This is a genomic window from Streptomyces sp. 796.1 (assembly GCF_047525675.1).
GTDB lineage: Bacteria > Actinomycetota > Actinomycetes > Streptomycetales > Streptomycetaceae > Streptomyces.
The window spans coordinates 134853-160428 of record NZ_JBLIWA010000019.1; the positions used below are offsets into that span (position 1 = coordinate 134853).

Genomic DNA, 25576 nt, shown 5'->3' on the forward strand with positions numbered 1-25576 from the left:
TCGATGGTGTCCTCCAGTCGGTGCGGGAGGAACACCTTGCTCACCTAGGCGTCCAGCGGGGGGATGACCCAGTTTTGTAGATGTTGCGCGGGTGCTGGACGTGGTTGGCCAAGGCGTATTCCTCTGGGAAGCGGCAGCGGTAGTACGCCTCGCCGTGGGACCACTGCCCTTGCATTCGCCGCGTGCACAGGGCGCAGGTGATGCGTCCTCGGAAGAGGTAGGGGTTGTGGGTGCGGTGCTGTAGGTGGGGGCGCGGGAGCGAAGGGTGGCTTGGGCCCGGGCGAAGGTGTCGTCGTCTACCAAGGGGGTGTGGACGATCTTCTTGGAGACGATCCACTTGTCCTGGCTGTTCCAGCGCATGGTGGCGGCGTAGCCGAGGGTGACGTCTTCGATGTCGGCCAGGGTTTCGTGTTTGTGTTGCCGGTTCCAGACGTTGCGGCCGATGTAGCGGGGGCTGGTCAGGATCGCGCGGATGGCGCTTTTGGACCACGCGACGCCGCTGTGGTGGGGATTGCGGGACCGGTCGTGAGCGGGATGGCAGGCGATAGTGTCGCGGGTCAGCCCTTCGGCGACGGCGAACAGCCCGAGCCCCTTGAGGTAATCGGTGAAGTTGCGGACCACAATCGGGGCCGTGGCCGGGTCGGGTTCCAGCCCGTACAAACGTTTGCCGTCTGCGGCCTTGGCGAGATGGGGGTGGGGCCCAGGTCCTTGAGTCGGTACCCGTAGGGCGGGCGCCCTCCGAGGTACCGTCCCTCCATCAGGGCGAGGGCGGACATGGCGGAGTGCACGCGGACCTTGATCCGGTTGCGCTCGCCTTTGGGACATGCCGCCGAAGACGGACATGATCAGGTCGTGGGCCTCATTGTCCGGATCGATAGGGCCCCCGACCTCCGGCACCCACAAGGGAACGCCGTAGTGGACGAAGAGGGGGAAGGTGTTGCCGAACTGGCTGCCGTAAAAGGCCCGTTGGGGCTCGCCGATGATCACTGCATCGAAGCCTCGGTCGGGGTTGGCGAGCCCGGCCAGCAGTGCTGATGCGCGAGGTCGGCGCTTCCAGGGCAGGGCGCGGCTATGCCCGATATCGAAGTACTCGTAGACGATCGTGCCGCCTGTGGAACTGATGAGCGCTTGAGCGCGGTTCATCTGCCGCAGGCGAGAGGCGTCGGGGTCCTGGTGGTCTTCGGTGGACACGCGCCCGCAGAAGGCGACGCATCCCATTGGCGGGCACTGAGGGACGCGTGGGAGGGGCGGGAGCGCACCCGGCGCGCAGCCAGGGAAGGGGAACGTCATCGTGTGCCACTGCCGTGGCCTTTCTGCCGTTGGTTGTTGTGGGCGTCTATCGATAGCTCGACTCTGCCCGAAGGGCCAGTTTGCTCGGCGTGGCGACGCAGGATGCGCACCAGGACAGCGGCGGCCGACAAGGTGAGCACGGGATCGCCCTCGGGGAGCACGACCTCAAAGCCTGGTGGCGGTGATAGATGGCGCTGGGGCAGGCTCCCGTCGCCGCCATCGCGACCGCGCGGCGGATCAGCGATTCGCATCACGGTTTCGCTGAGTGCAGGTACGCGGGGCGCGAATCGTCGGCCGCCATGGGCACGTGGCTGCCCACGTCGGTTGACGTGTTTTGGTAGGGCCTCATCGGGCCGGGACGAGTGAAGACGAGGACGTCCTCGTGCTGGATAACCGCCAGCGGGATGCCTCGGCGACGGGCATCGCGTACGTACTTCATCTGGAAGAACGATGAGCGAGGGATCAGACGACCGTCGTGGATGCCGGCTAGGAGCGCGACACAGCGCTCGGTAGGCGTGAGTCCCGCTGCCTGGCCGGCAGCGATCACGGCGGACGGCAAGTCGGTGAGTTCACCCCGCTCGCGCCACGGACGGGTCGTGACGACCGCGGTTCCCCCCGGTCGCAGCACAACCCGGCATTGGGTCAGGATCTCGGTGAAGGCGTGGAGGAGTCGGTCGGTGGAGACGTGGGCGAGGTTGGACGGGTCGTGGCTGTAGCGGTCACACCGTTTGACGACTCCGCGTTCGCCCGTCTCCCGCGTGGAGCGCACGTGCCCGTGTACCGAGTTCCCGTACGGACGCGAGGTGATGACGAGGCTCACCTTCCCGTGATGCTCGGGTGGGATGAGGCGGGTGAGATCGCGGGCGTTGCCGCAGCGCACGGAGCCGAAACCGGCGCCCGACTGCCGCACGGCGGTGGTCGTGTTGGGACGGACGAGGGCGGCCCACCGGGGCTCGTACTCGACCCCGAGCGCGTCGCGACCCAGGCGGATGGCTTCCACCAGCGTGGTGCCGATGCCGCACATCGGGTCCAGGACCAGGTCGCCGGGACGGGAGTAGGCGCTGATGGCGTGGGCGGATGAGCCGGGCGCGTAGCGATCTTTGCGCTGTGCCGCTGCGGAGGTGGGAGCGGCATTCCACACCGAAAGGGAAGTGGCACTGCGAGGTCTCCTTCGTCGCGGTTACGGGTGGCGAATCGCGGACAAGGCGACCAGGTCACAGTGGGCCACGCCACTCGCGCCGACCGTCGGCAGGAGGACCATCTCGTGCACGTCGTCGTGCCGACCGTCCTCGCCCTCCTCTGCGGGCAGCCTCGCCTACCGATGCACCTTCATCTGCTGGGGTTCAGCAAGGGAGGCTTCGCAGCCCTGAACCTGCTGTCACGACACCCGCGCCTCTTCACCGCCGCCAGCGTCTGGGACACCTCTCTGCTCAGCGACCGGCCACCGCACCCGCAGCTCGTGGAGGCTGCCGGCAGCACCGAGCAACTCGATGAGTACGACGTACGGCACAACCTGCGCTGCCACGCCGCAGCCCTGCGCGGAACCCACCGCATCGCGCTCGGCGCTATCGGCACGCTGGCAGCCGACTGGACCGCCGGCCACCAACTCCTCGACGCACTCCACATCCCTCACCACGCCTACCAGGACGCCCCGGCCCAGCACCGTTGGGACACCGCGTGGATCACTCCAGCCATGCGACACCTGCTCGCCCTCGAAGCCAGTCTGCACTGACGCCTCCGCGGAGCGAGGCGCGGACTCAGTACTTCAGCAGCTTGTCGCGTACGGGAATCCAGTCCAGTGCGGACTGGATTCCGTCCTCCAGGGGCAGCTTCGGCGTCCACCCCAGCAGGCTCTGAGCGCGGTCGCTCGTGGTGTACCCGCCGGCGACGTCGCCAGGGCGAGGGTCGGTGTCGATCGTCAGCAGGGGGGTGCTCACCACGTTGTTGAACGCCGCGCACAGCTCGCGGACGGTGGTGCCGGCACCGGTGCCCAGGTTGATCGCGATCGATGGCTTCGATGCGGTGAGAATGGAGTCGAACCGCTCGATCGCCGCGATGTGGGCTGCGGTGAGATCCCAGACGTGCACGTAGTCGCGGATGCCCGTGCCATCGCGGGTCGGGTAGTTCACGCCGATTACCGGGAACGCCGTGCCCTCCTGGTGGGCCTGGATGAGCTTGCCCAGCGCATGGCTGGGGCGCTTGAGCTGGAGACCGGTCCGCAGTAGGGGATCGGAGCCAACCGGGTTGAAGTACCGCAGCGACAGCACCCGCATCTTCCCGGCCGCGGCGATGTCGGCGAACATCTCCTCGCACACGGCCTTGGTCCGCGCATAGGGACTCTGCGGCGCCAGCGGCGAGTCCTCGGTGACGGGAGAACCGTCCTCGGCCTGATAGATGGAGGCCGAGCTGCTGAAGATGAGGCGATCGCAGCCGTTGCGATGGAGGTGGCGGACGAAGTCCAGGCTCTTCCCCACGTTCGCCTCGTAGTAGCCGATCGGGTCAGCCACCGACTCCGGTACCACGATCAGCGCCGCGCAGTGCACCACAGCAGAGATGTCCGGGTGCTCCGAGAACACCCTGTCAACCACGGCCCCATCCGAGATGTCGCCCTCGTAGAAGATCCGACCGTCGGTGAACTCCCTGCGGCCCGTGACCAGGCTGTCGAGAATCACCGGAGTCACCCCCGCGTCCAGACACGCCGACGCGACGGTGCTTCCGATGTAGCCGGCTCCGCCGGCGATGAGAACAGCCATGAATTGCCCCTTCTTGGCTCATGCGCGACCCAAGTTGACGATCAACAGCAAAGCTAGCGGAGCAGCGGGTAGAGGCTCGCGGAATCAGCCAATCGGCACGTTCCATCGCCTTGCCTGGCGGAAGCGCTATCCAAGGTTTCCGTCAGGATCGTGGACAGGCGCCTCCGTAGGCGATCGCTCCTAGGAAGGAGGCCATTGAATCGACGCCCACTGCCTCACGGTGCGCTATCGCAGGTTGCCTAGCTTGGCCCCGCCTGCTGAAACCATCAACGTGCTGCTCGACCGCGAACATTAGGTGGGTGGTGTTACGACCGAGAGGAGGCTGCGATCGGGCTGCCGGAAGCCCCGATGGCGACGATGGGTAATTTGGCGGCGAGCACGGTCGCGGAACCTTACCGACAGGTTCCTCTCGGTCACACATCCGCCATGGGCCTGGGCCCATCGGCCCGGCGCCCGCCACCTGTCGTCAGATAGGCCCTTGTCTTTCGGCCTGTTGCAGGCTTTCTAAACAGAGCGAGTACTTGCCTGCATTGATACTGGACCCACTAGCTTTGGCTATTTTCCCTGTCATGCCAATTTTGGATAACTGCGAGGTTGCGGTATACACTTCCGCCGGATGCGCGTGTGGCTGTATCTATGGAGCTGTGCAATTTGAGGCAGGATATGGAAGTTTCTCAGAACATTATGCCTAGCTTGGCGGAGGTGCACGAGGGAGGCGCCTTCGACCTTGTGGGTAAGCTTCCTGCTGAATTGGTTGACCTGGTTATCACTTCGCCACCTTACTGGGGACTTCGCGCCTACGGACTCGACCACAACGAGGATATCCTGCGAGAGTGGGAGGCTGAAGGTAGGAGTAAGGAGGTTACGCCTCCATACGACTGGCACAGACTTCACGGTGGTTGCCTTGAGCTTGAACCGCTCCCAGAGTGGTATGTGAGTAATCTTGTCGAAATTCTTCAACGAGGCGCGTCCGCATTGAAGGCGGGCGGAAGTATGTAGATCAACGTCGACGACACCTATTTCGCTAGATGGTCGAGTATCCGCTTCGACGGTCGCCAAGGTTTGGGCGACAATCCGAGAATGCGCAGGAAAACACCAATGGGAGGGTTTCGACAAGAGAAGCAGCTGCTATTGATCCCTGCACGCTTCGCTATTGCCATGCAAGCGGAGCGAATGGATTCTTCGAAACGACGTTATCTGGGAGAAACGGAATGTGCTACCGCGCCCCGAAACGGGACCGACTGAGGCTCGCACATGAACACTTCTTCCGCTTTGTGAAGCGCCCGAAAGAGGGGCGAGCGAAGTACTACTACGACATGCCCGCAGTGGAGGATGGCGCTCGGGATGTCGTGAGAGTCAACGCTGCGCCCGGCTCTGACTGACACTCGGCGACCTTTCCGGTAGAGCTGATCGAGCCGCGAATCGTAAGCTCGCGCCCTCCCGGCGGCCTCGCCTTGGACCCGTTCTGCGGCACGGGGCACTCTCTCGCAGTCGCGGTCAAGACCGGACGCCGAGGGTTGGGATTTGAGATTACCCCTAACTTCTCCGCGGCAGCGCGTGCGAATGTGACCAACCGGCAGTTCGCCACGACAACCGAGGGCGAGATAGGCCTGCCCAAGCAAGATGAGGGAGACCCACAGTCGCACCTGTTCTAGAGTTCGAATAGGCCGGTTTGGGCGGACATTGTTTTAGCTTTCTTCTTGACCTTGGCAACAAAGTCTTCGCGTTGGGCGCCGCCCTCACTGCTCGTGGTCATGGCTTGAAGGTAGTTCGGCACGGTCGTTCTGACAGTCTCGATCAGATCGAGCCGCAGTTTCCCGTCTGAGTCCAGAGCATCACTGTAGTCGAAGCCAGCAAATGTGATGTCCCAAGGCATTCCCGCTCCGACTGGAGTGAAGTTGATGCGCGACCGGAGTTGTTGAAGAATGCTGTGCTGCATCACTACATAGAGCGGCACATCTATTTGCTTTAGATATTCACCCTTCACGGCCACTTGGGTACCGAGCCGCTTGTACACGTTTCCAGTGTTCACTCCATAGTCTATCCTGTCGGGGCGTCCTTTACGTTTAGCTTCTTCGGTGAAATACGCGCGCCAGTCTTGGACATCGCCCGCTTTCCAGGCGTTCCAGGCCGGCCCAACTCCGCCGCCCCGCAAGTCGATTGCCTGCGTCTCGACCGCCATGAGCCGTGTTCCGCTTGGCGCGGAAGGTTCATCCGCGAATGCGACATAGTCGATGTTGAGTCTTGGAGTGAGCGTAGCCGCCACCTCAGGCACCAGAGTCGCCTGCCGATCCCCGAAAAAATCAGTCACGGCCCAATCGACGGGTGGACCGTCGAGCCGGTGGTCACAGACGGCGTAGGTGCGTTGCTGGCCGTTATCCCATTTAGCCGCATAAGGGACTGAACAGTAGCCAAACCCATATTGGCGCTGCTTCTCACACAAGCCACCCGCAAACGGGCAGCTTTCCTCTCTCCATGCCTTGGCGGCTGCTGGCGAGCCGCTGTCGTGGGGGAAGCCAAAAGCTTCAACGATGGGGAAGAAGGTTCCTCGTCGGTTCTGGCCCATGTTCTGCGTCATCAGGGCATGCTAGCCGTATCCGTAAGTCAACAGCGGGCCTGAGCGCTGAGGGCCATTAGCCTCGCGTTTTCATGAAGCAGGCTGTCCGACGGGTGGGCAGGTATGCCAAAAGTGCCTCCGACCAGCAAGAACGAGGATTGTCGAGGTCGTTGTTCCTGCCACCGCCAGAGGCACTTCTCAGGTGAAGAAGCGTATCGGGTCCTACCCACGCGTCCACAGTGCGAGGCAGATGGGGCTGTCGAGTTCGATGCGCAGCTCTCCGCCGGTAACCGGAGGGCAAGCTCTGCGACGTTGCTTCGGCGGCGGACGCCGAGTACCCGTACAAGGATGGCCTGGTCATCGATCCAGGGGCAGACGTCCCGTCGCTGAAGCCACGCCGCTCGGAGATGCTCACGCCTGACGATGGTTGTGATGGTCGAGCGAAGCGGCAGCGCCGCTATCGGGCTCAGCTAGTTGCCCCACCAAGGCGAGTTGCTGCACGGCCATTCGTACTCCAAAGGCGGCTGAGTCAGAGCGTCACCCTCCGCACTGACGCCGCGTCGAAACCTTGATTCTGTGGCTAGGCCACCGGTCGTGCCCGAGCGGTCACGGTCACCGGGCGGCCCGGCCGGCACGGCAGGCGCCTGGGCGCGCGCCTGGTGCGTACCGATCTCCGGTCGTGCCCGGTCGTGGTGCGGGGCGAGGCCGGGGGCCCGGGTGAGGGGCGGATGGGGGTGGCCGGTCCGTGGCGGTGATCAACGGGGTGAACCGATCAGCAAGTTAGTCGCGGCCGGCGCTGTGCTAGCGTCGAAGGCCGCTCTCAAGCCGGAAGCGCTGGGGCGGGTCCCGGGGGGACCGGGTCGATGACAAGCGTCGATGGCGAGCGTCGACGGCAAGTGCAGACCTCGGGGAAGACTGGGGAGAGAACCGCAGTGACCACCGACGGCCCGGCTCGGGCCGACGTCAGTGGCGGCGATGACGCCGCCGGATGTGCCCGGACGAAGCACAGGCAGCCGAGCGAGCAGACGGACAGACGGTCGGCCGGCATCCGAGTGCCCGCCGACCTGGGTGCGCGGATCAGACAGGGCGCGGTGCGCGCCCTCGTTCACCCGGTGGGCGCCGCGCTGGCGCTGGCCGGCGTGCTGCACCTGCTGTGGGTGCTGCTGATCGCCAACAGCGGCGGCGACCTGGCCGCGCAGGACGCCTGGGCGACCTTCGCCACGGAGTACCCGGGGTACGCGTACAACTTCGCCTGGTTCGGTGGCATGCACCCCGTCTCGTACAGCGTGATCTCGCCGTACCTGATGGCCGAGATCGGCGTGCGCACCACGATGGTGATCGTCGGCACGCTCTCCGCGGGGCTGGTGGCGCTGCTGCTGGTGCGCAGCCGTGCGGTGCGGCGGCCGATGCTGCCGGCGCTGTACGCGGCCGTGGCGCTGACCTTCAATGCGGTCTCGGGGCGGGTGACGTTCGGGCTCGGCCTGATGTTCGGGCTCGCGGCGGTCGCGGTGATCTTCGCCTGGCCCCGGAAGTGGCGCTCGCGGCGCTGGTCGCACCGGCTGGCCAGGGGCGGGGTCGCGGCGACGCTGTCCGCGCTGGCCACCCTGTCGAGCCCGGTCGCCGGGCTGTACGTGGGCATCGTGGCCGCCGCGCTGTGGGTCACCAAGCGGCGCCCGGCCGCGTACGCGCTGGGTGTGACGCCGTCGATCGTGGTGGCGCTCTCGGCGTGGCTCTTCCCGTTCTCGGGGACCATGCCGATGGACTTCACCTCGGTGATCGTGCCGTTGCTGAGCGCCGCCGCGGCGTTCTTCTTCGCGCCCAAGCAGTGGCGGACGGTCCGGGTGGCCGCGCTGCTGTACGGGCTCGCGGTGGTGTTGGTGTGGGCGATCCCCTCACAGATCGGGTCCAACATCACCCGGTTCGGCATGATCTTCGGCGGCGTGGTGCTGCTGGCCGTGGTGCCGCCGTTCAAGATGCCGCGGCTGAGCCTGTCGCGGGCGCTGAGCCGCAAGTGGGCGGCGCTGACGGTGGCCATCGCGGTGGTGGCGATCGGGCAGGCGTCGCAGTCGACGGCCGATGTGATCAAGACCACGCCCTCGGAGTCGTGGGAGCAGGAGCTGCTGCAACCGCTGCTCGACCAGCTCGACCGGGCGGGCGCCGAGCGTGGTCGGGTCGAGGTGGTCCCCGCCCAGAGCCACGTGGAGTCCTCCGCCATCGCCCCGCACTTCAACCTGGCCCGGGGCTGGAACCGGCAGGCGGACAAGGGGCGGAACCCGATCTTCTACGAGGAGGGCCGGCTCACCCCGGACAGCTACCGGGCGTGGCTCGGGCGCTGGGCGGTGCACTTCGTGGTGCTGCCGAAGGACCGGCTCGACGGGGCGGGCGAGGCGGAGGCCAAGCTGGTCAGCAAGGGCCTGCCGTACCTGGACAAGGTCTGGGCCGACGAGAACTGGAAGCTGTACCGGGTCGTCGACCCCACGCCGATGGCCGAGGGTGCCGCCACCGTGACGCGGGCCGGCGCCGAGGAGCTGACCATAGACGTGCGGGCGGCCGGTCCGGTGCTGATCCGGGTGCCGTACTCGCCGTGGCTCGGGCTGATAGACGGCAAGGGCAAGAACGTCGAGCCGCCGCGCGCGGGCGAGGACGGCGCGTCGCCGGTGAACACCCAGGGCTGCCTGACCAAGGAGGTCCAGGAGGTGCCCGAGGGCGAGCCCGAGGACGAGTGGACGGTGCTGCACGCGCCGAAGCCCGGTACGTACCACATCGGTGGACGCTACAAGTTCCCGCGCGGTACGGCCTGTCCGCACGACGTCGTGGAGAGCGGGAGCGCGCAGACCAGCGCGCTCAGGGCCGCGGACGGGGTCGGCCGCTAGCGGTCGGCTGCTTCAGGGTGCGCAGAGCGGCCCGGGGCACGCACCGGCTTGAGGCAGGCACCGGCGCGAGGCGCGCAGTAGGTCTCGGCGCGTATGAGAGGCATCTGGAGGGGGTCCCGCCCGGCGGGGCCCCCTTCGGGCTGTCCGGGGGCGGAGATGTGGGGATGCGGGCGGCGGGTGCGGTACGCGGGCGCGCGTAGTTCGGTTGTGTGGGTACAGGCGCGCGCGAGGCGGGGGCGTGGGCCGGGTCCGTGCGGCCGGGCGAAATTCGGGTGCCGGTGGCGGGCGGGGGTGGGAGGATGCTGCGGCGCCTGCCGAACCGGTGGTGGGCGCGGTCATGCGTACGGCGAAGGAGCGGCAGATGCGGCGAGCTTTCGGAATCTCCCAGGTCCCCCATCTGACGAGTGTTTCCGAGGACTTCGCCACCCATGACCACTGTGAACATCGGCATTCTGGCCCACGTTGACGCAGGGAAGACCAGCCTGACCGAGCGGCTGCTGTTCGACGCGGGCAGCATCGACCGGCTCGGCAGCGTGGACGCCGGCGACACGCAGACCGACAGCGGCGACATCGAGCGGCAGCGCGGCATCACCGTGCGGACGGCGGTCGCGCCGTTCCTGGTCGGTGACCGCCAGGTCAACGTGATCGACACCCCCGGGCACCCGGACTTCATCGCCGAGGTGGAGCGGGCGCTCGCCGTGCTCGACGGGGCGGTGCTCGTCGTCTCCGCCGTCGAGGGCGTCCAGCCGCAGACCCGTGTGCTGATGAAGACGTTGCGCGCGCTGGGGCTGCCGACGCTGCTGTTCGTCAACAAGATCGACCGTACCGGCGCTCAGGACGCCACGCTGCTCGCGCGCCTCCGGCAGACGCTGTCCCCGCAGGTGCTTGCGGTCAACGACGTCCTGGACGTGGGGACGCGGCGCGCCACCACCCGGCCGCGGGCGTGGGATGCGCCCGCGGTGGCCGCGGAGTTCGCCGGGGTGCTCGCCGAACACGACGAGGGGCTGCTCGCCCGGTGGGTCGAACGCCCCGGGGTGCCGACGCCCGGCGAGTTGCGGGCGGCGCTGCGCGCGCAGACCGCGGCCGGCCTCGTGCACCCGCTCTACTTCGGCTCCGCGCTGACCGGCGAGGGCGTGGCCGCGCTGGTGGACGGCGTCGTCGGACTGCTGCCGACGCCGGGCGAGCGGGCCGGGGACGGAGCGGTGCGCGGCACGGTCTTCGCCGTCGAACGCACGGCTGGCGGGGCGAAGGTGTGTTACGTGCGCATCCGCTCGGGCGCGCTGCGGCGCAGCCAGCGGGTGGGGCTCTACCGGCGCGCGGCCAACGGCACGGTCACCGAACAGGTGGCGCGGATCACGGCGTTGGAGGTGGTCAGGCCCGTCGGGGCCCGGCCGGCCGGCGGCCTCGCGGCGAGCTCCGGCGGGCCGGGGGCGGCCGTCGGGCAGCCGTCCATGGCCGGCGGGGACATCGCGCGGGTGTGGGGGCTTGCCGCCGCGCGGGTGGGTGACCTGCTCGGTGATCCGGCCGACGCGGGCGGCAGCGTGCCGCCGGTGGGCGCCCGGCCCTTCCCGCCGCCCGGCCTGGAGTCGGTCGTCGTGCCGCGCACGCCGGCCCAGGCGCCGCGGCTGCACGCCGCGCTCACCGCGCTGGCCGACCAGGACCCGCTGATCGGGGCGCGTACGGTGCCGGGCCGGGGGACGGCGGTGCTGCTGTACGGGGAGGTCCAGAAGGAGGTCATCGCGGCGACGCTCAGCCGCGACTTCGGCATCGAGGCCGCGTTCGAGCCGAGCCGGGTGCGGTGCCTGGAACGGCCGGTGGGGCGGGCGGAGGCGTACGAGGGGATGGGCGACCGGGCGGAGACGCTGTTCTGGGCCTCGATCGGGCTGCGGGTCGAGCCGGGTGAGCCGGGTTCGGGCGTGGTCTACCGGCTCGGCGTGGAACTCGGCTCGCTGCCGCTGGCCTTCCACCGGGCGATCGAGTCGACGGTGCGGGAGACGTTGGCGCAGGGGGTGTACGGGTGGCCGGTCACCGATTGCGTGGTGACGCTCCACCGGAGTGGTTTCAACAGTGTGATGAGCACCGGCACCGACTTCCGCAGGTTGACGCCGCTGGTGCTGATGGCAGCGCTGAAGGCCGCCGGGACCCGGGTCTACGAGCCGTACCACGCCTATGAGTTGGAGGTGCCGCAGGCCGACCTGCCCGCCGCGCTCGCGGTGCTCGGGGCGGTGGGGGCGGAGGTCGCGGAGTCGGGTCCGGCCGGGGCGGCGGACCTCATCGGGGCGGCGGGGGCTGCGGGGCCCGGGGCGGCGCCCGGTGGGGTGGGACGGCCGTGGTGCGTACGGGGCGCGGTGGCCGCGCGGCAGGTGGACGCGGTGCAGCGGCAGTTGCCGGGGCTGACGGGTGGTGAGGGCGTGTGGTGGTCGCGCCCGTCGGGCGACGGGCCGGTCAGCGGCCCGGTGCCGCGGTGCGAGCGCACGGACGGCAATCCGCTGGACCGGGCGGAGTACTTGCGGTGGTTGGCGCTGGGCGAGCGGTAGGCGGGGCCGACGGCCGGTGATCGGTGGCGGTGGCTGGTGACCGGCGGTGGTCGGGGCTGGTGGTTGGCGCCCGGGGCGGGGGCGGGAGTCCCGCGTCCCTTGTGACGGGTGGGGTCACAGCGGTCCCACGGCACCGGCCGCGCAGGCGTGGGGCGCGTACGGCGGGGGCCCGTGTTCCCGCTCGCCCGGGCCCGTGCCGCGGCGGGGTCGCGGTACGCGCCGGGGCGCGGTCGGCGGGCCGGTGGTGCGGGGGCGGCGGAGGTTTTGTGGGGTGTGGGGGCGTGGAATACCTCAGCCTCGGCGCAGCAAGCTGGGTGTCCCCGCGGGTGTGGGGCGGAGGGAGCGGTCATGGTCAGCCGAGGTCGCAGGGCGGTCCGGGCGGTCGGGGTGGCCGCGGTCAGTGCCGCCCTCGCGTGGGCCGGGCTCGGCCTGGCGACCGACGGCGGGGGCGGTGGGGCCGGCGGTGGGGTCCGGCCGTCGCCGGCGGGGGCGGCACAGCACGGCCCGGCGCCCGCCCCCGCACCCCCCGAGCCCTCCCCCGCGCCGCCCGGTCGGACCCCGGGCCCGCACGCCGCGCCGGTGCCCGAGGTGGCCTCGGGTGCGGCGGCGCCGATGGGGGCCTTCCTCGGCTCGGGGCCCGATGCGCTACGGCGGATGACTGAATTTCAGCAGTGGCTGGACGGCCCGCCGCTGCGCGTCGGCCACACCTATCTCCCCGGTGACCTGTGGTCCAACATCGAGGGCCGGCCGGAGTTCCTGCGGGCCTGGACCACCTGGCGGCGGGCCGATCCGGCGCGGCTGCTGGTGCTGAACGTGCCGATGCTGGAGCGCAACGAGGCGGGCGTGTCGGACCGCGAGGTGCGCGGGCTGCTGCGGCGGGGCGCGGGCGGGGAGTTCGACCGGCACTTCAGGACGCTGGGCGAGCGGCTGGTACGGCTCGGCGCCCCCGACACGGTCCTCGTGCTCGGCTGGGAGATGAACGGCCTGACGTACACCGGCCGGTGCGCCCCCGATCCGCGGGCGTGGCGCACGTACTGGCGGCGCATCGTGACGACCATGCGGGCGGTGCCGGGGCAGCGGTTCCGCTTCGACTTCGCGCCGAGCCGCGGCGAGGACGCCATCGGATGGACGACCTGCTACCCGGGCGACGACGTGGTGGACATCATCGGCATGGACAGCTACGACCAGCCGCCGGGCGAGGAGTTCGCGGACTACGTGAACCAGCCGTACGGGCTGCGCCACCAGGTGGAGTTCGCGGCGGCGCACGGCAAGCCCGTCTCGTACCCGGAGTGGGGGCTGTTCCGCAACGGCGACAACCCGGATTTCGTACGCGGCATGTTGGCGTGGATGGCGCAGCACCCGCCCGTCTACCAGACGATCACCGACTACTGCCCGCACGGGGTGTGGGAGTGCGAGCGCAGTCCGCGGTCCGCCGAGGTGTTCCGGGAGGTGTTGGCGGCCTCGGCCGACGCGGCGGCCGAGGCCGCCGGGCGCGCCGCCCCGTCGTACCCGGGGCCGGCGACGACCTCCGGACGGCCGGCGGCGGACCGCCCGGCGGGAGGGGAGAAGTAGCGGCCGGTGGCGGGGAGAGTCGGGGTCAGGGGCGGGTGGGGGCGCTGTGGTTGCGGTGGTTGCGGAGGTGGGTGCGCCAGGCGCGGAGGGCCGGGAGGCGGGTGCGGGTGGTCTCGGCGAGTGCGGCGCGCAGGGCGAGGTGGCCGGCGCGCAGCCACAGGGCGGGGGCGAGGTGACGGCGGCCGAGCAGGAACCGTTGGTTGACGACCTGCCGGGGCCGCCAGTGCCGTTTGTACGGTTCGTCGCCGCGCAGCAGGCTGAGCACGCTGCGGCCGGTCGCGGTGGCGCGGGTGGCGTCCTGGCGCAGCAGCATGGTGGCGATGTCGATCTTGCGGCGGGCCTCGGGGTGCGCGCCGTAGAGGTAGCCGCCCGCGAACTGGCGGGAGAGCAGGGTGACCTCGCTGACCAGGACGTCGTCGCCGATCCGGTACTCGCTCAGGACCGCGTCGCCGGTGCGCACCAACTGCCGGGTGGCGCGGGCGAGATGGGCGGCGAAGCGCGGCCTGAGGTGCTCGGGGGTGACGCCGCGGCCCTGCCACTGCTGGCGGTGCAGGTCGAGCATGGTGGCGACGGCCGCCGGCACCTGGTCGGCGGGGACGGCGTGGTGGGTGACGCCGAGTGCGTCCACCCGGCGCAGCTTGCGGCGGGCGTTGCGGGCGCTGGCGCCGGAGAGCCTGCGGAGCAGGTCGTCCATGGGGCGCGCGGGCAGTTCGAGACAGATCGAGTCGGCGCGCCGGCGCACCGGCCCGCGCCAGCGCCCGACCACCGTTTCGACGGCCGCGCCGGGGCGCACCTCGCGGAGGTCGATGAGCGCGGTACGGGCCAGCCGGCTCAGCCCGGCGGCGAGGGCGTCGGCGGCCTGCGGGCAGTCGTCGGCGATGAGTACGTCGCAGAAGTCGGAGATGTCGAGGCCGAGCGGTAGCAGGGTGGGGAAGGGGCGGTAGCCGAGGAGCAGTGGGGCGACGGCGACCAGTGGGCGTTCGGTGGGGGTGTCTTGCGTGGGGGCTGGCGGGGTGTCGGTGTCGGGTGGGGTGTTCCGGTGGACGAGCACCAGGCGGAGTCGGTGGGGGTGCCCGTAGGAGAGCCACCACGAGTGGAGCCAGGCGTGGGTCTGGAAGGGCGTGGCCGCGGAGCAGCGCCGGTACAGGTCGTCCCACGCCCCGGCGAGCGCCGCGAAGTGCCGCGGGTCGCGGCAGATGGTGGTGGTGAGGCGTTCGGGGGCGGGGGGCTGCGCGGCGTCGGGCCCGGGGGGCTGCGCGGGGGTCCTGCGGTCGGCGGGGGCCGGGGTGGTGCGGGCCTGGTGGGTGGTCATCGGGGTGCCTCCACTGCGGGGCGACGGCCGGGGGTGGCCGTACTGCCGGGTGCCGGGGCGGGGGCGAGCGGGGGCACGGGGGCGGGGGCCCCACCAGGGGCCAAGGTCCCGCCGGCGGCCGGGATCGCGCCGGTGACCGGGGTTCCGCCGGCGGCGGGGCGTGCCAGGAGGGCCAGTGCGCCGAGCAGGCCGCCGGCGCAGCCGCCGACGGCGAGGGAGAGCGGGAGCGAAGGTGAGGTCGGGGCGGTCGGGGGCACGGCGGGGGCGAAGACCGTGAGCCGGACGCCGGTGTTCCGGGCCGAGCGGTTGGCGTGTTCGGCCAGCGCGCGGGCGACGGCGTTGGCGGTGGTCGCGGCGCGGGCGGGGCGCGCGTCGGCGCCCGTTACCTCGATCATCGGGGCGTCGGGCGAGGTCGCGGTGCGCACGCTCGCCCGCAGGTCGTCCACCGGTGTCCCGGTGGTGCGCTGGGCCGCGCTCAGCACGGCACCGCCGGTGGTGATCCGACCGTACGCCTGGGCGAAGCCGAGCGCCGTCGCCGGGTCCGTACCGTCCGCCGGCACGGCGACCACATAGCTGGTGGCGGTGTACTCGGGGGTGGCGAGCAGCCCGTACGCCGCGCCACCCCCGAGGCCGAGCGCCGCGCCGAACACCACCGGCCACCACCCGGGCAGCCGCGCCCGCGCAGCGCGCCACAGCGGGCCCCGGGGGCGAGGGGTGCGGGTGGTGCGGGCCTGCGTTTCCGGTGCGGCTTCGGGATCGGTGTGGCTGGTGTGCTCCGGGGCGACGGGGAGCGGGGCGTACTCGGTGTGACTGGTGTGACCGGAGTGCCCACGGCCGGGGTGGGGAGGCTTGGGCGTGTTCCGTGTGGGGGCCGGTGTGGTGTCCGTGGGCGCCGGCGCGGTGCGGTCGGGCGCGACGTTCTCCTTGAACTCCCTTGTTTTGAGCGGAAGTTCGACCGTACGCGAGTGCCGGGCGGAGGGTCGCTGGCCGGGGCCGGTACGAGGGGTGGCCTGCGGGGGCTCGGACGTGGCGGGGGGAGGGGCGCCGGGAGTGGCTGGCGGGTTCGGCACGGTGAGGGTCAGCGTGGCGTCGGCGGCCAGCAGGGAGGCCGCCGTGGGGAGGTTCGCCCGGGAGGTGGGGGCGAGGGGGGCCGGCCTCCATGTCGATTTGTCGCTGCACTGTTCCACGGTGCGTGACTCGCTGTGCCCGGGTTCGCGGTGGCTGGGCTCCGGGTCGTCGGAGTCGTCCGGGTGGTCGGGCGGCGAGTCGTGCTCGGGTTCGTGGCGGGCGGTGGTGTGGGCCTTAACGCCCGTCGCGGCGTTCGGAACCTTGGCCCCGCCGGGGGTGGCGGCGGTGGCGGTGGTGCGCGGCTTGCGCTGCCGACGGGTGGTCGCGCCGGGGCGTCGGGGGGCGGCTGGTGCTGGTGCGGCTGACGCCGGGGGTGGGACGGGGGCGGCGGCGGTGGGCCCGGCCGGGGGCTGGCTCGCGTCCTCGGGGGTGACGGTGGCGCCTGGCGGCGTGGGGGTGCGGTCCGGGCGGGCGTTGGTGGTCTTGGGCATGGGAGTGCTCACCTCTTCGCGTTCTTGCGGGCGTACGGGCGCGCAGGGCGGCGCGGTTGCGCTGCGGTGGCGCCCTCCGCCCCCGGGGTACGTGGCGCCGGACGCCCGGCCGCGCGGGGTGGCGGGCCGTCGGCCACGCCCGGCCGGCGGTTGGCGCGGTTGGCCGCGGAAGCGGGCGGGAGTGGTTCGCCGGGGCGCGGGGGTGCGGGGGCAGGGGCCCGTACCGGCCGCGGGTCGACACCGCCAGCTACGGGGGCGGGCTGCGACGGGCCGGCAGCACACGGGGCGGCGGCCGGGGCGCCCGGCACCGAGCCGACGGGACACGGGGGCGCGGCGGCGGGGGCCCCTGCCGGCCTGTGGGGTGCGGTGCCGGTCGGCGCGTCGAAGCGGTCGCCGCGGCGGAGGCGGCGGGGTTTCCCGGCGCGGTCGGCGCGACCTTCGGTGGCGTACAACTCGGCGTAGAGGTCCATGAGTTGACCTGCGGTACGGGTGATGGCGTACCGGTGGACCGCGGGCGGCACCGGCAACCGCTCGGCGCCCCGTGCGGCGTGGGCGCGTAGGGCTGCGGTGAGTTCGGGCGCACCGGGGCCGATCCGGTGCGCGCCGGGCGCTTCGCTCTGGGGCAGTTCGTCGATGGCGGGGCAGGTGACGTGGAGTACGGGCAGGCCGGCGGCGAGGGCCTCGACGACGGCGAGCCCGAACGCCTCCTCGGTGGAGGGCGCGACACAGATGTCCATCGCGGCCAGCAGCTCCGGTACGCCGAGGAGCTGGCCAGGGCCCGGGGAGGTGCGGCGGGCACCGGCCGCGCCGTACGCGTCCCCCGTCCCGCCGCCCGCGTGGGCCGTCTGGTCCGCTTCCCCTCTCTGACCCGCCTGACCCGCCTGACCCGCCTGACCCGCTGCCCCCGCATCGGCTGCCCGGCCCGCGGTCCCGGCCCGGCCCGCCGCCCCCGCGTCGGACGTGGCCGAGGCCGCCCCGTCGTCGCCGGCCGTGGGCGAGCTCGTACGGGCAGCGGCGGAGGGGGCGCCGGTGCGGCACGGTGCCGTACGGGCGGTGGAGGGGGCGGGCGCGGCCGGGGGGCGGTCCGGCGTGGTGGGGGGTCGCTCCGACGCGGCCGGTGGGAGCACCGGGGCAGTGGGCGGGGCCGGCTCGGCGTCCGGGGCGGCAATCCCCTCGCATTCGCCGATCAGATGGACCCGGTCGGCCACACCGAGCGTCTGCGCCAGGCGCCGCAGCGCGGGGCGTTCCGGGCCGTCGCCGACGAGGAGCAGGTGGACGTCCGGCAGGGCGGCCACGGCGCGTACCGCCGTGTCGAACCGTTTGCCCGGGACCAGCCGGCCCACTCCCCCGGCCACGTACGCCAGGGGCGGGATGCCGAGCCGGGCGCGGGTGGCGGCCCGGGCGGTCGGGTCGAAGCGGAAGCCGGCCGCGTCGATGCCGTTGGGCACCACGTGTACCCGCTCGGGCGGCACGCCCCAGTCGCGCAGCCGGTCCGCGATGGTGCCGGAGACGGCGACGGTGGCGGCGCCCAGGCGCTCGGTCGCCAGGTACAGGGCCCGGGTCCCTGCGGTCAGTGGACGTCCCTCGATGTGGGTGTGGCCGAGGGAGTGTTCGGTGGCCACGACGGTGCGCACGCCGGCCAGTCGGGCGGCGGTCCGCCCGTACACGCAGGCGCGGTAGAGGTGGGTGTGGACCAGGTCGTAGCGGCCGGCGCGGATCAGTCGGGTCAGGCGCGGCAGGGCGGACAGGTCACGGTTGCCGCGCATGCCGAGGTCCAGGACGCGGACGCCGTCCGCGCGCAGGCCACGGGCGACCGCGTGTGCGTCGGTGAGCGCGATCACATCGCTGTGTACCGGCAACTCGCGGAGCAGCAGCCGTAGTTGCTGCTCCGCACCGCCGGCGCGCAGGCCGGTGATGATGTGCAGCGTCCTCATCGGACGGCCTCCGCCGTCGGGGCCGGAGCGCCGTTGCTTCCGGCTGCGTGGGGGCGCCCGGCCGCCGGGACGGTTCCGGTCAGCGGGACGGGGCCGGCCGCCGGGACGGTTCCGGTCGCCGGCTCGGTTCCGGTCGCCGGGGCGGGGCGTTCGCCCTTGGGCGCGGGGAACGGGGTGCGGCGGCGCAGCGGCAGCAGCAGCCGTTTGGCCGCGAGGCGCCAGGCCGTGTCGCTCTCGCCGATGTGCACCCGGGGCAGCGCGTACGGGCCGGTCAGCGGGCCGGGGTCGATGGCGCAGGCGTAGTCGTACCCTGCGGCGCGGACCGCGCTGACGGCGCGCCGGTCCACCGCCCCGTACGGGTAGCAGAAGCCGCCCACCCGCTGGCCGGTGATCTCTTGCAAGGCGGTGCGGCTGTACGCGGTCTCCCGGCGGAGCGTGTGCGAGTCGGCGGCCGGCAGCCGGTGGTGCAGCAGGCCGTGCGAGCCGATCTCCATGCCGGCGTCGGCCGCGGCGCGCAGGCCGTCCTCGGTGAGCAGCGGCTTGCGGGGGCCGAGCGGGTCCCAGGCGTTGTACTGCCCGATGCGGCCGGGCAGCGCGAACACGGTTGCCGTACAGCCGTGTTCGCGCAGCAGCGGGAGGGCGTGGTCGACGAAGTCGGCGTACCCGTCGTCGAAGGTGAGTCCGACCAGGTCGGCCGCCTCGCCGGCGGCGCGCGCCCGGAGCAGCTCCGCCACGCTGACGCCGCGCAGCCCGCGGTCGAGCAGCCAGCCGAGTTGGCGGCGCAGCCGGCCGGGGCTGACGGTGACGCGGTACGGGTCGTCGGGTTCGTGGCTGACCGAGTGGTACATGAGGAGCCAGGGCACGGCTGGGGTGCGGGGGGCCGGACGGGGGGAGGACTCGGCGCTCTTGCTTGCGCCTTCCCGCTGGCCTTCGCGGCCCCGCTGGCCTCCGCGTTCCCGCTGGCCTCCGCGGCCCCGCTGGCCGTTGCCTTCGCTCTCACCACCGCTCTCGTCATCCCCGTCACGGCGACCGGCGCCGGGTGCCGTCGGGAGCCACGTACGGGCGGGCGCCCCGGGCCGGGCGTCGGCCGCGGTTGCGGCTCCGGCTTCGGGATCGGCCCCGGACTCGGCCCGGGTCCAGGCCCCGGCCCCGGCTTCGGCCCCGGCTTCCGGCCCGCCCTGGCGCGCGGCCTGCGCGTACCCGCCGGCGAACTGGTCGTCCGCGGCTGCCCACGGGGTGCCGGCGGCCCCGGCCCCGGGGGTGGCCGGTGCGCAGGTGTGCGGTGGGGCGGGGCGCGCGCCGGCGGCGGGGTGGGCGTCGCCGGCCCGGTGGCCCGGGTCGGCCGGGGTGGGGGCGCGGTGCGGGTCAGTCGACATGCGGGTTCCTTCGGCGGGACGGGCGGGGTGCGGCGTCGTGGGCTGGTGGAGTGGGGGGCGCGGGGCGGGCGCGGCGGGTGCGGCGCGCCGCCGCCCGGGCCGTGGCGATGAGGTCGGGCACCTCGGGGGCGTGCAGGGCGACGGCCGCGGCGGCGAAGACCGCGGGCACCACCAGCAGGCCGAGCGCCGCGGCGGTGAGCGGGTCGGGCGTCAGCCGGGCGGCGATGGCGCCGGCGGCACTGGCGACCGCGGCGGCGCCCGCCAACCTGGCGAGGCCGCCGCCCATGCCCCGTACGTCCAGCGGGATCATCCGGCTGCTCAGCCCGCGCAGCAGCAGCACCGCGGTCGCGGTGATCCCCAGCGCATTGCCGAGCGCGATCCCGTACACGCCCCAGGGCCGCACCGTGCCCAGGCCCACCACCAGGGTGAGCAGCAGCCCGCCGAGCATCGCGAGGGCGGGGTACCAGGTGGGGCGGGCCGCCGAGAAGAACGGCCGGACCAGGGCGCCGGTGAGGCTGTGGCCAAGCAGCCCGATGGCGTACACGCGCATGACCGAGGCGGTGACCGCGGTGTCTGCGGCGTCGAACTCGCCGCGCTGGAAGAGGAGTTCCACGAGCTGGGGCGCGTACCCGACGACGTATCCGGCGCCGAGCAGGACGACCAGACCGGCCAGCGACAGGTCGCGCTCCACCCGGCGCCTGGCCCGGTCCCGTTCGCCGTCCGCCATGGCCCGGGCGACCAGCGGGAACGTGACGGTGCAGAGCATCAGCGAGAGCACCATCGGCACCTGGGCGATCTTCTGCGCGTAGTTGAGGTGGGAGATGGCGCCGGGCGCCAGGGACGAGGCGGCGAACCGTTCCACCAACACCTGGGCCTGCCGGGCGAGGGTGAACAGCGCGACCGGTACGAGCAACGCGAGCCCGAGCGACACCGGCGCGGCCCCGGCGGGCCGAGCGTGGGCGGGGTCGGCGCCGCTGGAGGTGGAGGTGGTGCTGGTGGGGTGGGCGCTGGCGGGGTCGGCGCTGGCCGAGCGGGCGCCGGCGGGGGTGCGAGGGTCCGTGCCGGTCTCGGTGCTGGCGCCGGCCTCGGTGCTGACGTCGGTCTCGGCGCCGGCGGGCCGCCGCCGGCGGAGCCGGGGCAGATGCGGGCGGGGCCAGCCGATCACCCGGTGGGCGAACGCCGGGAGCTGCACCAGGATCATCAGCACGCTGCCGAGGGCGACCCCGAGCGCCGCCGCCCGCACGCCCCACCCGTCGCCGATCGTGAGCACGGTGCCGACGATGGCCAGGTTGTACGCGACGTAGATCGCCGCCGGCGGTACGAAGCTGCGGTGCGCGCGGAGGGCGGCGCTCAGATAGCCGGCGGCCCCGAAGGTCAGGAGGGTCAGCGCGGTGAGCCGGGTGCAGTCCACGGCGAGCGCGGGATCCGCGAGCCCGGGCGCCAACAGTTCCACCCACCACGGGGCGACCACGACGAGCAGCAGCGCCGCACAGGCGAGCACCGCCCCCATCCACGGGGCGGTGCTGATGACCAACTCCCTTACGGGGTCTACCTCTTGAGGTTGCCGGGTTGGTCGCCGACCGCGGCCACGGGTGTCCGGTTCGGGGTGGGTGGCGGGTGCGGGTTCGGCGCCCGGCCGGGGCCGTGGGCCCGCCGCGGGGCCTGGAGTCGACGCGCGGCGCCGGGACAGCGCCAGGCTGAACGCCGGGATCAGCACCAGGGCCATGGCGTCCTCGATCAGCAAGGTCGCCGCGATCTCGGGCACCGTCCAGGCGACGAGGAAGGCGTCGGTGGCCCCGTTGGCGCCGAAGAGACGGGCGATGGTCTGGTCGCGTACGAGGCCGAGCAGCGCCCCGCAAACGGTGAGCACGGCGGTCACCGCCGCCGCCCGTGCCACGAATCGCTCGGCCCCCCGCGGCCGTTGCGCCGCCCTCGGCGCGGGTTGCGGCGTCGGTGGGGGCTGCTCCGCCGACGGGGGCTGTTGCCTCGGTACGGTCAGGTCCGCCGGCACCGTCGGCTCCGTCGGCTCCGCCGGTGTGGTTCGTCCCGTCGGCGTGGTTCGCCCCGCTCGGGCCGCCGTCTCGGGGGGCGGCTCCGTCAGTGGGTCTACGGGGGAATCCGCCGGCACCCCGGCCGGGAGGGGTTCGGCCGTAGGAGGTTCGGCCCTGAGGGGCGCGGCCGTGCAGAGTTCGGCCCTGGGCTGCGGCTCGTACGGGGACAGTGGCCCGGTTGGAGGCTCCTCGGCGACCGGCGACGACGCGACCGCAGCCCACTGGCCGGCGGGACTTGCCGGCTCCGACTCCGCAACCGGCTGCGGCTGCGAGACCGGCACCGATGCCGGCCCGTACTCCCGCACCGGCCCGTACTCCCGCACCGGCCGCGGCCCCCACGCCGGGGGCGGGCCGGCAGGTGTGCCGGAGGCGCCGGACGCGGCAGACGGGGTCCGCGGGGGCGCGGGCTCCGGTGCCGCGGGCGCCTCCTCCGGTACCAGCTCGTCCCGCGTGGTGATCGGCGTCGTGGGGGCACTGGGCAGGGCCGGGTGGGGGGCGTCCACCCGGAACGCCGCCGAGGCGGGCGTGAACTCCGTGGCGGCGGGGCCGGGGAGGAGTACGTCGTGCGGGTACGCGGCGGCACGACCCACCGGCCCCGCGGCGCTGGGCGGGGCGGCGCCCGGTACGGCGGCGGCATCGCCCTGCGCCGCGGACGCGCCGAGCCCAGGCGCCGCGCCCGGCCGGGGGACCTGCGCGGGCCCGGTGGCCCGCCCTGCCGCAGTCACCGGCGCCGGCTCGGCGCCTCGCTCCGGCCGACTGGCCGGCGCCGGCTGGGTGGCCGGTCGGGATCGGGGCTGCGGACCGGGGCGGCCCGGCGGTGGTTGCGGCGCCCGGTCGTGCCGTTCCGCAGGTGGCGTCGTATCGCTCATGGGTGTGCCTCCGCAGGGGCGATCCGCTCCCGGTCCGGTGTCACGCGGCGCGTGGGTGGGGCGTACGGGTGGGCCGCTGCCGGTGCGGTCGACCCGTCGGCGCGGCCGGTTGCCGGGGGCGGGGGCGCCGGCGACGGCAGCAGATACGGACGTGCGGGCGAGGACGGCCGGGACGTGGCCGGGAGCGCAGCCGCCGCCGCGGCCGGGGAGAGCGCCCACCAGGCCGCGAGGCCAAGCGCCACCGAGGTCAGTACGGTCGTCGGGCCGCCGACGTCCGCGTACAGGAAGTCGACGGCCTGCCAGACCAGCAGGCCGACGGCCGCCGCGCCGCAGCCCAACACCCCCGGCCCGGTGCCCCCCGGCCCGGCGCCCGGCCCCCTCCCCCGCACCGCCCCGTCGCACACCCGGCGCGAGCCGGAACAGCACGCCCGAGGCGAGTCGCAGCAACACGCCCGGCGCGGGCCGGCGCGACTCCCGCGGCGCAGGTCGAAGACGCGCCGCAGCGCGCACACCAGCAGCGCCGCCCAGCAGCCCAGCAGGGCGAGCGCGCCGAGCAGGCCCTGTTCGCACAGGACCAGCAGGTACATGTTGTGCGGCGAGAGCAGCGGCTCGCGTTCGAAGGCGTGGCCTGCGCCGGCGGTGTCGCTGGCCGCCGACAGGCCCACCGAGGCGTGGCCGTCGCGGTGCGCCGCGAACCCCTTGGGACCGACGCCGGTCGCCGGGCGGTCGCGCCAGATGTCGGTGGCCGCCGCCCACAGCCCGTACCGGTCGGTGACGGAGCGGTCCGGCGCGGCCGAGACCCGGGTGATGCTGTCGAACCGCTCGGCCATCAGCCCCGACCCCACCCCCGTACCGCAGACCAGCAGCACCGCGAGGGCCACCAGCGCGGCCAGTACGCGCACGGCCCTGCGCACCCCGTACAGGCAGAGCACCACCGTGCCCGCGCAGGCCGTGGCGATCCAGGCGCCCCGGCTGAACGACAGCGCCAGCGGCACCAGGAGCACCACCGCGCAGCCCAGTGCGGCGCGGCGCGGCCAGCGGGCGCCGGTGCGGGTCGCCGGCAGGGCGAGGCCGATGGCGAGGGCGATCACCACGCCGTAGCCGACGGTGGTCGCCATCGCCATCACGTCCAGCGGGCCGAAGGTGCCCACGGCCCGCACGTCGCGGCCGGCGTACGAGGCGCCGGTGCCGGTGGCGTACTGCCGGACGCCCACCGCGCCCTGCACCAGCGCGAGCAGCACCAGCGCGCCGGCCACCCAGTGGAAGTCGCGCCGGGAGCGCAGCAGGAGCAGCACGGCGAGCGGTACCAGGACGAAGACCTGGATGGTGCGGGCGTAGCCGGCCAGGGCGGCGGCCGGGTCGGCGGCCGTCACGGTCGCGACGGCGACGGCCAGCGCGGGCGCGCCGAACAGCAGGGCCGCGGTACGGGTGAGCGGCCGGGCGCGGTCCCGCAGCAGGCGGACGGCGCAGTACGCGACGAGGCCGGCGGACGCGACGTCGGCCGGTGTGACGTGCGGGCCGCCGCCGACCTCGCCCCGCTGGCCCGGCAGGCACAGCAGCAGCACGGTGGCGAGCGCGGGCAGCAAGTGCCAGGGCACGGCGCGCAGCCCGGCCCCCGGCCGACCACCGCACCGCGCACCGCCCGGTCCCGCGGCGCCCCGGCCCGCTCCCGGCCCTGCGTCCCCCTCCCGTACGGGTGTCACGGACGGCACAGGCGGCACGAGTGTCGTGGACGGTACGGATGGTGTGGTCAGCACAGGCGGCACGGGGCCGGGGGCCGGCGGGTGCGGAGCCGGCGGGGACGGGGCGCCCACCCTCAACTCCCCCCGCACCGGAACAGCGAGCCCGCCGTGCGGAGCAGGATGCGTACGTCCTGCCAGAGCGACCAGGTCTCGATGTAGTGGTTGTCGAACCGCACCCGGTCCTCGATGGAGGTGTCCCCGCGCAACCCGTGCACCTGGGCCAGCCCCGTGATGCCCACGGGCATCCGGTGCCGGGCCCGGTAGCCGGGATAGCGCTGACTGAACTCCCGTACAAAATAGGGCCGTTCGGGTCGCGGCCCGACCAGGCTCATGTCACCGCGCAGCACGTTCCACAGTTGCGGCAGTTCGTCGAGCGAGGTGCGGCGCAGCCAGCGGCCCACGGCGCTCATCCGCCGGTCGTCGGCGACGCTCCAGCGCGTCGCCGACTCGTACGCGTCGCTGCGCAGCGTACGGAACTTGAGCACCACGAACGGTCGGCCGTCGCGCCCCACCCGTTCCTGGCGGAAGAGCACCCCGGGGCCGTCGGCGCAGCGCACCGCGAGGGCGCAGGCCGCCAGCACCGGTGCGACCGCGATCAGGCCGAGGGCTGCGGCGCACACGTCGAGCGCCCGTTTGCCGGCGGCGGCCAGCCGGTGCCGGGGCGGTGGGGCGAGCCGCCGGCAGGCGAAGCCCCAGAGGTGGTCGGGGACCGGGCCCTGGACCAGTTCGCGGGCCGCGGCCGACTCCCGGTCCCCGGTCACCAGCCATACGGTGCAGCGCTGTTCGCGCAGCGGGCCGAGGAGGGCCGCGACCCGCCGATCCGCCCACGGGGCGCTGGTGAGCACGGCGGCCCTGATCCCGTACTGGGCGATGGCCCGGCGGACCGCCTCGGGCCCGGCGAGCACCGGCAACGCCGGAGGCACCGGCGGGGTCGGCTGGGGCGACTGGGGCGCCGTTTCGCCCGGGTCGGTGGCCGGCGTGGGGCCCGGGATGGGCTGTACGGGCGGTACGGGCTGCGCCGGTGGGGCGGTCAGCGTCGCGGACGCGGTCGGGGCCGTTGCCTTGGCCGGAGAGGGAGACGGAGGGGGCGGGGCCGGAGGTGTGGACTGCGGGCCCGGGATGGCGGCCACCGGTGCGGACGGCGCGGGGGG

Annotated in this window: 15 protein-coding genes and 3 pseudogenes; 5 read left to right on the forward strand and 13 right to left on the reverse strand. The window is 73.1% G+C overall.

Features of this window, described 5'->3' with window-relative positions; genetic code table 11:
• Positions 1 to 40: 40 nt before the first annotated feature.
• The 3 genes and pseudogenes from ACMA1D_RS15230 to ACMA1D_RS15240 form a co-directional block, all read right to left on the reverse strand.
• Complete coding sequence (locus ACMA1D_RS15230; RefSeq protein WP_414724540.1) at positions 41 to 337, reverse strand: zinc ribbon domain-containing protein; 297 nt, start codon at positions 335 to 337, stop codon at positions 41 to 43.
• Positions 265 to 843 (reverse strand): annotated as a pseudogene (locus ACMA1D_RS15235) (recombinase family protein); the annotation flags it as partial. The pseudogene ACMA1D_RS15235 and the gene ACMA1D_RS15230, both read right to left, overlap by 73 nt.
• Positions 844 to 1540: 697 nt before the next feature.
• Positions 1541 to 2431, reverse strand: a complete 891-nt coding sequence (locus ACMA1D_RS15240; RefSeq protein ID WP_414724495.1) for a TRM11 family SAM-dependent methyltransferase — start codon at positions 2429 to 2431, stop codon at positions 1541 to 1543.
• Between the two features lie 123 nt (positions 2432 to 2554).
• Here ACMA1D_RS15240 and ACMA1D_RS15245 point away from each other — a divergent pair, with 123 nt between their 5' ends.
• On the forward strand, positions 2555 to 3022 hold the full coding sequence (locus ACMA1D_RS15245) for a hypothetical protein (protein WP_414724496.1): 468 nt from the start codon (positions 2555 to 2557) through the stop codon (positions 3020 to 3022).
• Between the two features lie 25 nt (positions 3023 to 3047).
• Here the strand turns inward: ACMA1D_RS15245 and galE are convergent, their stop codons facing one another.
• On the reverse strand, positions 3048 to 4043 hold the full coding sequence (gene galE, locus ACMA1D_RS15250) for a UDP-glucose 4-epimerase GalE (RefSeq protein ID WP_414724497.1): 996 nt from the start codon (positions 4041 to 4043) through the stop codon (positions 3048 to 3050).
• 1421 nt (positions 4044 to 5464) lie between these two features.
• On the opposite strand from galE, the gene ACMA1D_RS15255 reads away from it, so the two are divergent.
• The gene (locus ACMA1D_RS15255; protein WP_414724541.1) at positions 5465 to 5698 is read left to right on the forward strand and encodes a DNA methyltransferase; all 234 of its coding nucleotides are present in this window, start codon (positions 5465 to 5467) and stop codon (positions 5696 to 5698) included.
• On the opposite strand, the gene ACMA1D_RS15260 is transcribed toward ACMA1D_RS15255, so the two are convergent.
• Positions 5695 to 6621 (reverse strand): hypothetical protein, encoded by a 927-nt coding sequence (locus tag ACMA1D_RS15260; protein WP_414724498.1) that lies wholly within the window; start codon positions 6619 to 6621, stop codon positions 5695 to 5697. The genes ACMA1D_RS15255 and ACMA1D_RS15260 overlap by 4 nt on opposite strands.
• Positions 6622 to 7463: 842 nt before the next feature.
• Here ACMA1D_RS15260 and ACMA1D_RS15265 point away from each other — a divergent pair.
• The 3 genes from ACMA1D_RS15265 (at position 7464) to ACMA1D_RS15275 (ending at position 13582) form a co-directional block, all read left to right on the forward strand.
• Positions 7464 to 9473 carry an MFS transporter gene (locus ACMA1D_RS15265; RefSeq protein WP_414724499.1) on the forward strand — a complete coding sequence of 670 codons (2010 nt, stop codon included), beginning with the start codon at positions 7464 to 7466 and terminating at the stop codon, positions 9471 to 9473.
• A 428-nt stretch (positions 9474 to 9901) separates the two neighbouring features.
• On the forward strand, positions 9902 to 12010 hold the full coding sequence (locus ACMA1D_RS15270) for a GTP-binding protein (RefSeq protein WP_414724500.1): 2109 nt from the start codon (positions 9902 to 9904) through the stop codon (positions 12008 to 12010).
• Positions 12011 to 12358: 348 nt separating this feature from the next.
• The gene (locus ACMA1D_RS15275) at positions 12359 to 13582 is read left to right on the forward strand and encodes a glycoside hydrolase family 26 protein (protein WP_414724501.1); all 1224 of its coding nucleotides are present in this window, start codon (positions 12359 to 12361) and stop codon (positions 13580 to 13582) included.
• Positions 13583 to 13607: 25 nt separating this feature from the next.
• On the opposite strand, the gene ACMA1D_RS15280 is transcribed toward ACMA1D_RS15275, so the two are convergent.
• The 8 genes and pseudogenes from ACMA1D_RS15280 to ACMA1D_RS15315 all read right to left on the reverse strand — a co-directional run.
• Entirely contained in the window at positions 13608 to 14894 is a 1287-nt protein-coding gene (locus ACMA1D_RS15280; protein WP_414724502.1) for a GNAT family N-acetyltransferase, read from the reverse strand.
• Complete coding sequence (locus tag ACMA1D_RS15285; RefSeq protein ID WP_414724503.1) at positions 14891 to 16453, reverse strand: hypothetical protein; 1563 nt, start codon at positions 16451 to 16453, stop codon at positions 14891 to 14893. Before ACMA1D_RS15285 ends, ACMA1D_RS15280 begins: the two co-directional genes overlap by 4 nt.
• An 8-nt stretch (positions 16454 to 16461) precedes the next feature.
• Positions 16462 to 17190: a glycosyltransferase gene (locus ACMA1D_RS15290; RefSeq protein ID WP_414724542.1), complete on the reverse strand. Its 729-nt coding sequence runs from the start codon at positions 17188 to 17190 to the stop codon at positions 16462 to 16464.
• A gap of 438 nt (positions 17191 to 17628) precedes the next feature.
• A pseudogene (locus ACMA1D_RS15295) lies at positions 17629 to 18387 on the reverse strand (glycosyltransferase); the annotation flags it as partial.
• Complete coding sequence (locus tag ACMA1D_RS15300; RefSeq protein WP_414724504.1) at positions 18384 to 19763, reverse strand: polysaccharide deacetylase family protein; 1380 nt, start codon at positions 19761 to 19763, stop codon at positions 18384 to 18386. The pseudogene ACMA1D_RS15295 and the gene ACMA1D_RS15300, both read right to left, overlap by 4 nt.
• Positions 19753 to 21660: a lipid II flippase MurJ gene (locus tag ACMA1D_RS15305; protein ID WP_414724505.1), complete on the reverse strand. Its 1908-nt coding sequence runs from the start codon at positions 21658 to 21660 to the stop codon at positions 19753 to 19755. Before ACMA1D_RS15305 ends, ACMA1D_RS15300 begins: the two co-directional genes overlap by 11 nt.
• A 1019-nt stretch (positions 21661 to 22679) precedes the next feature.
• Positions 22680 to 24281, reverse strand: a complete 1602-nt coding sequence (locus ACMA1D_RS15310) for an O-antigen ligase family protein (protein ID WP_414724506.1) — start codon at positions 24279 to 24281, stop codon at positions 22680 to 22682.
• Positions 24282 to 24499: 218 nt separating this feature from the next.
• A pseudogene (locus ACMA1D_RS15315) lies at positions 24500 to 25477 on the reverse strand (sugar transferase); the annotation flags it as partial.
• Positions 25478 to 25576: the final 99 nt, after the last annotated feature.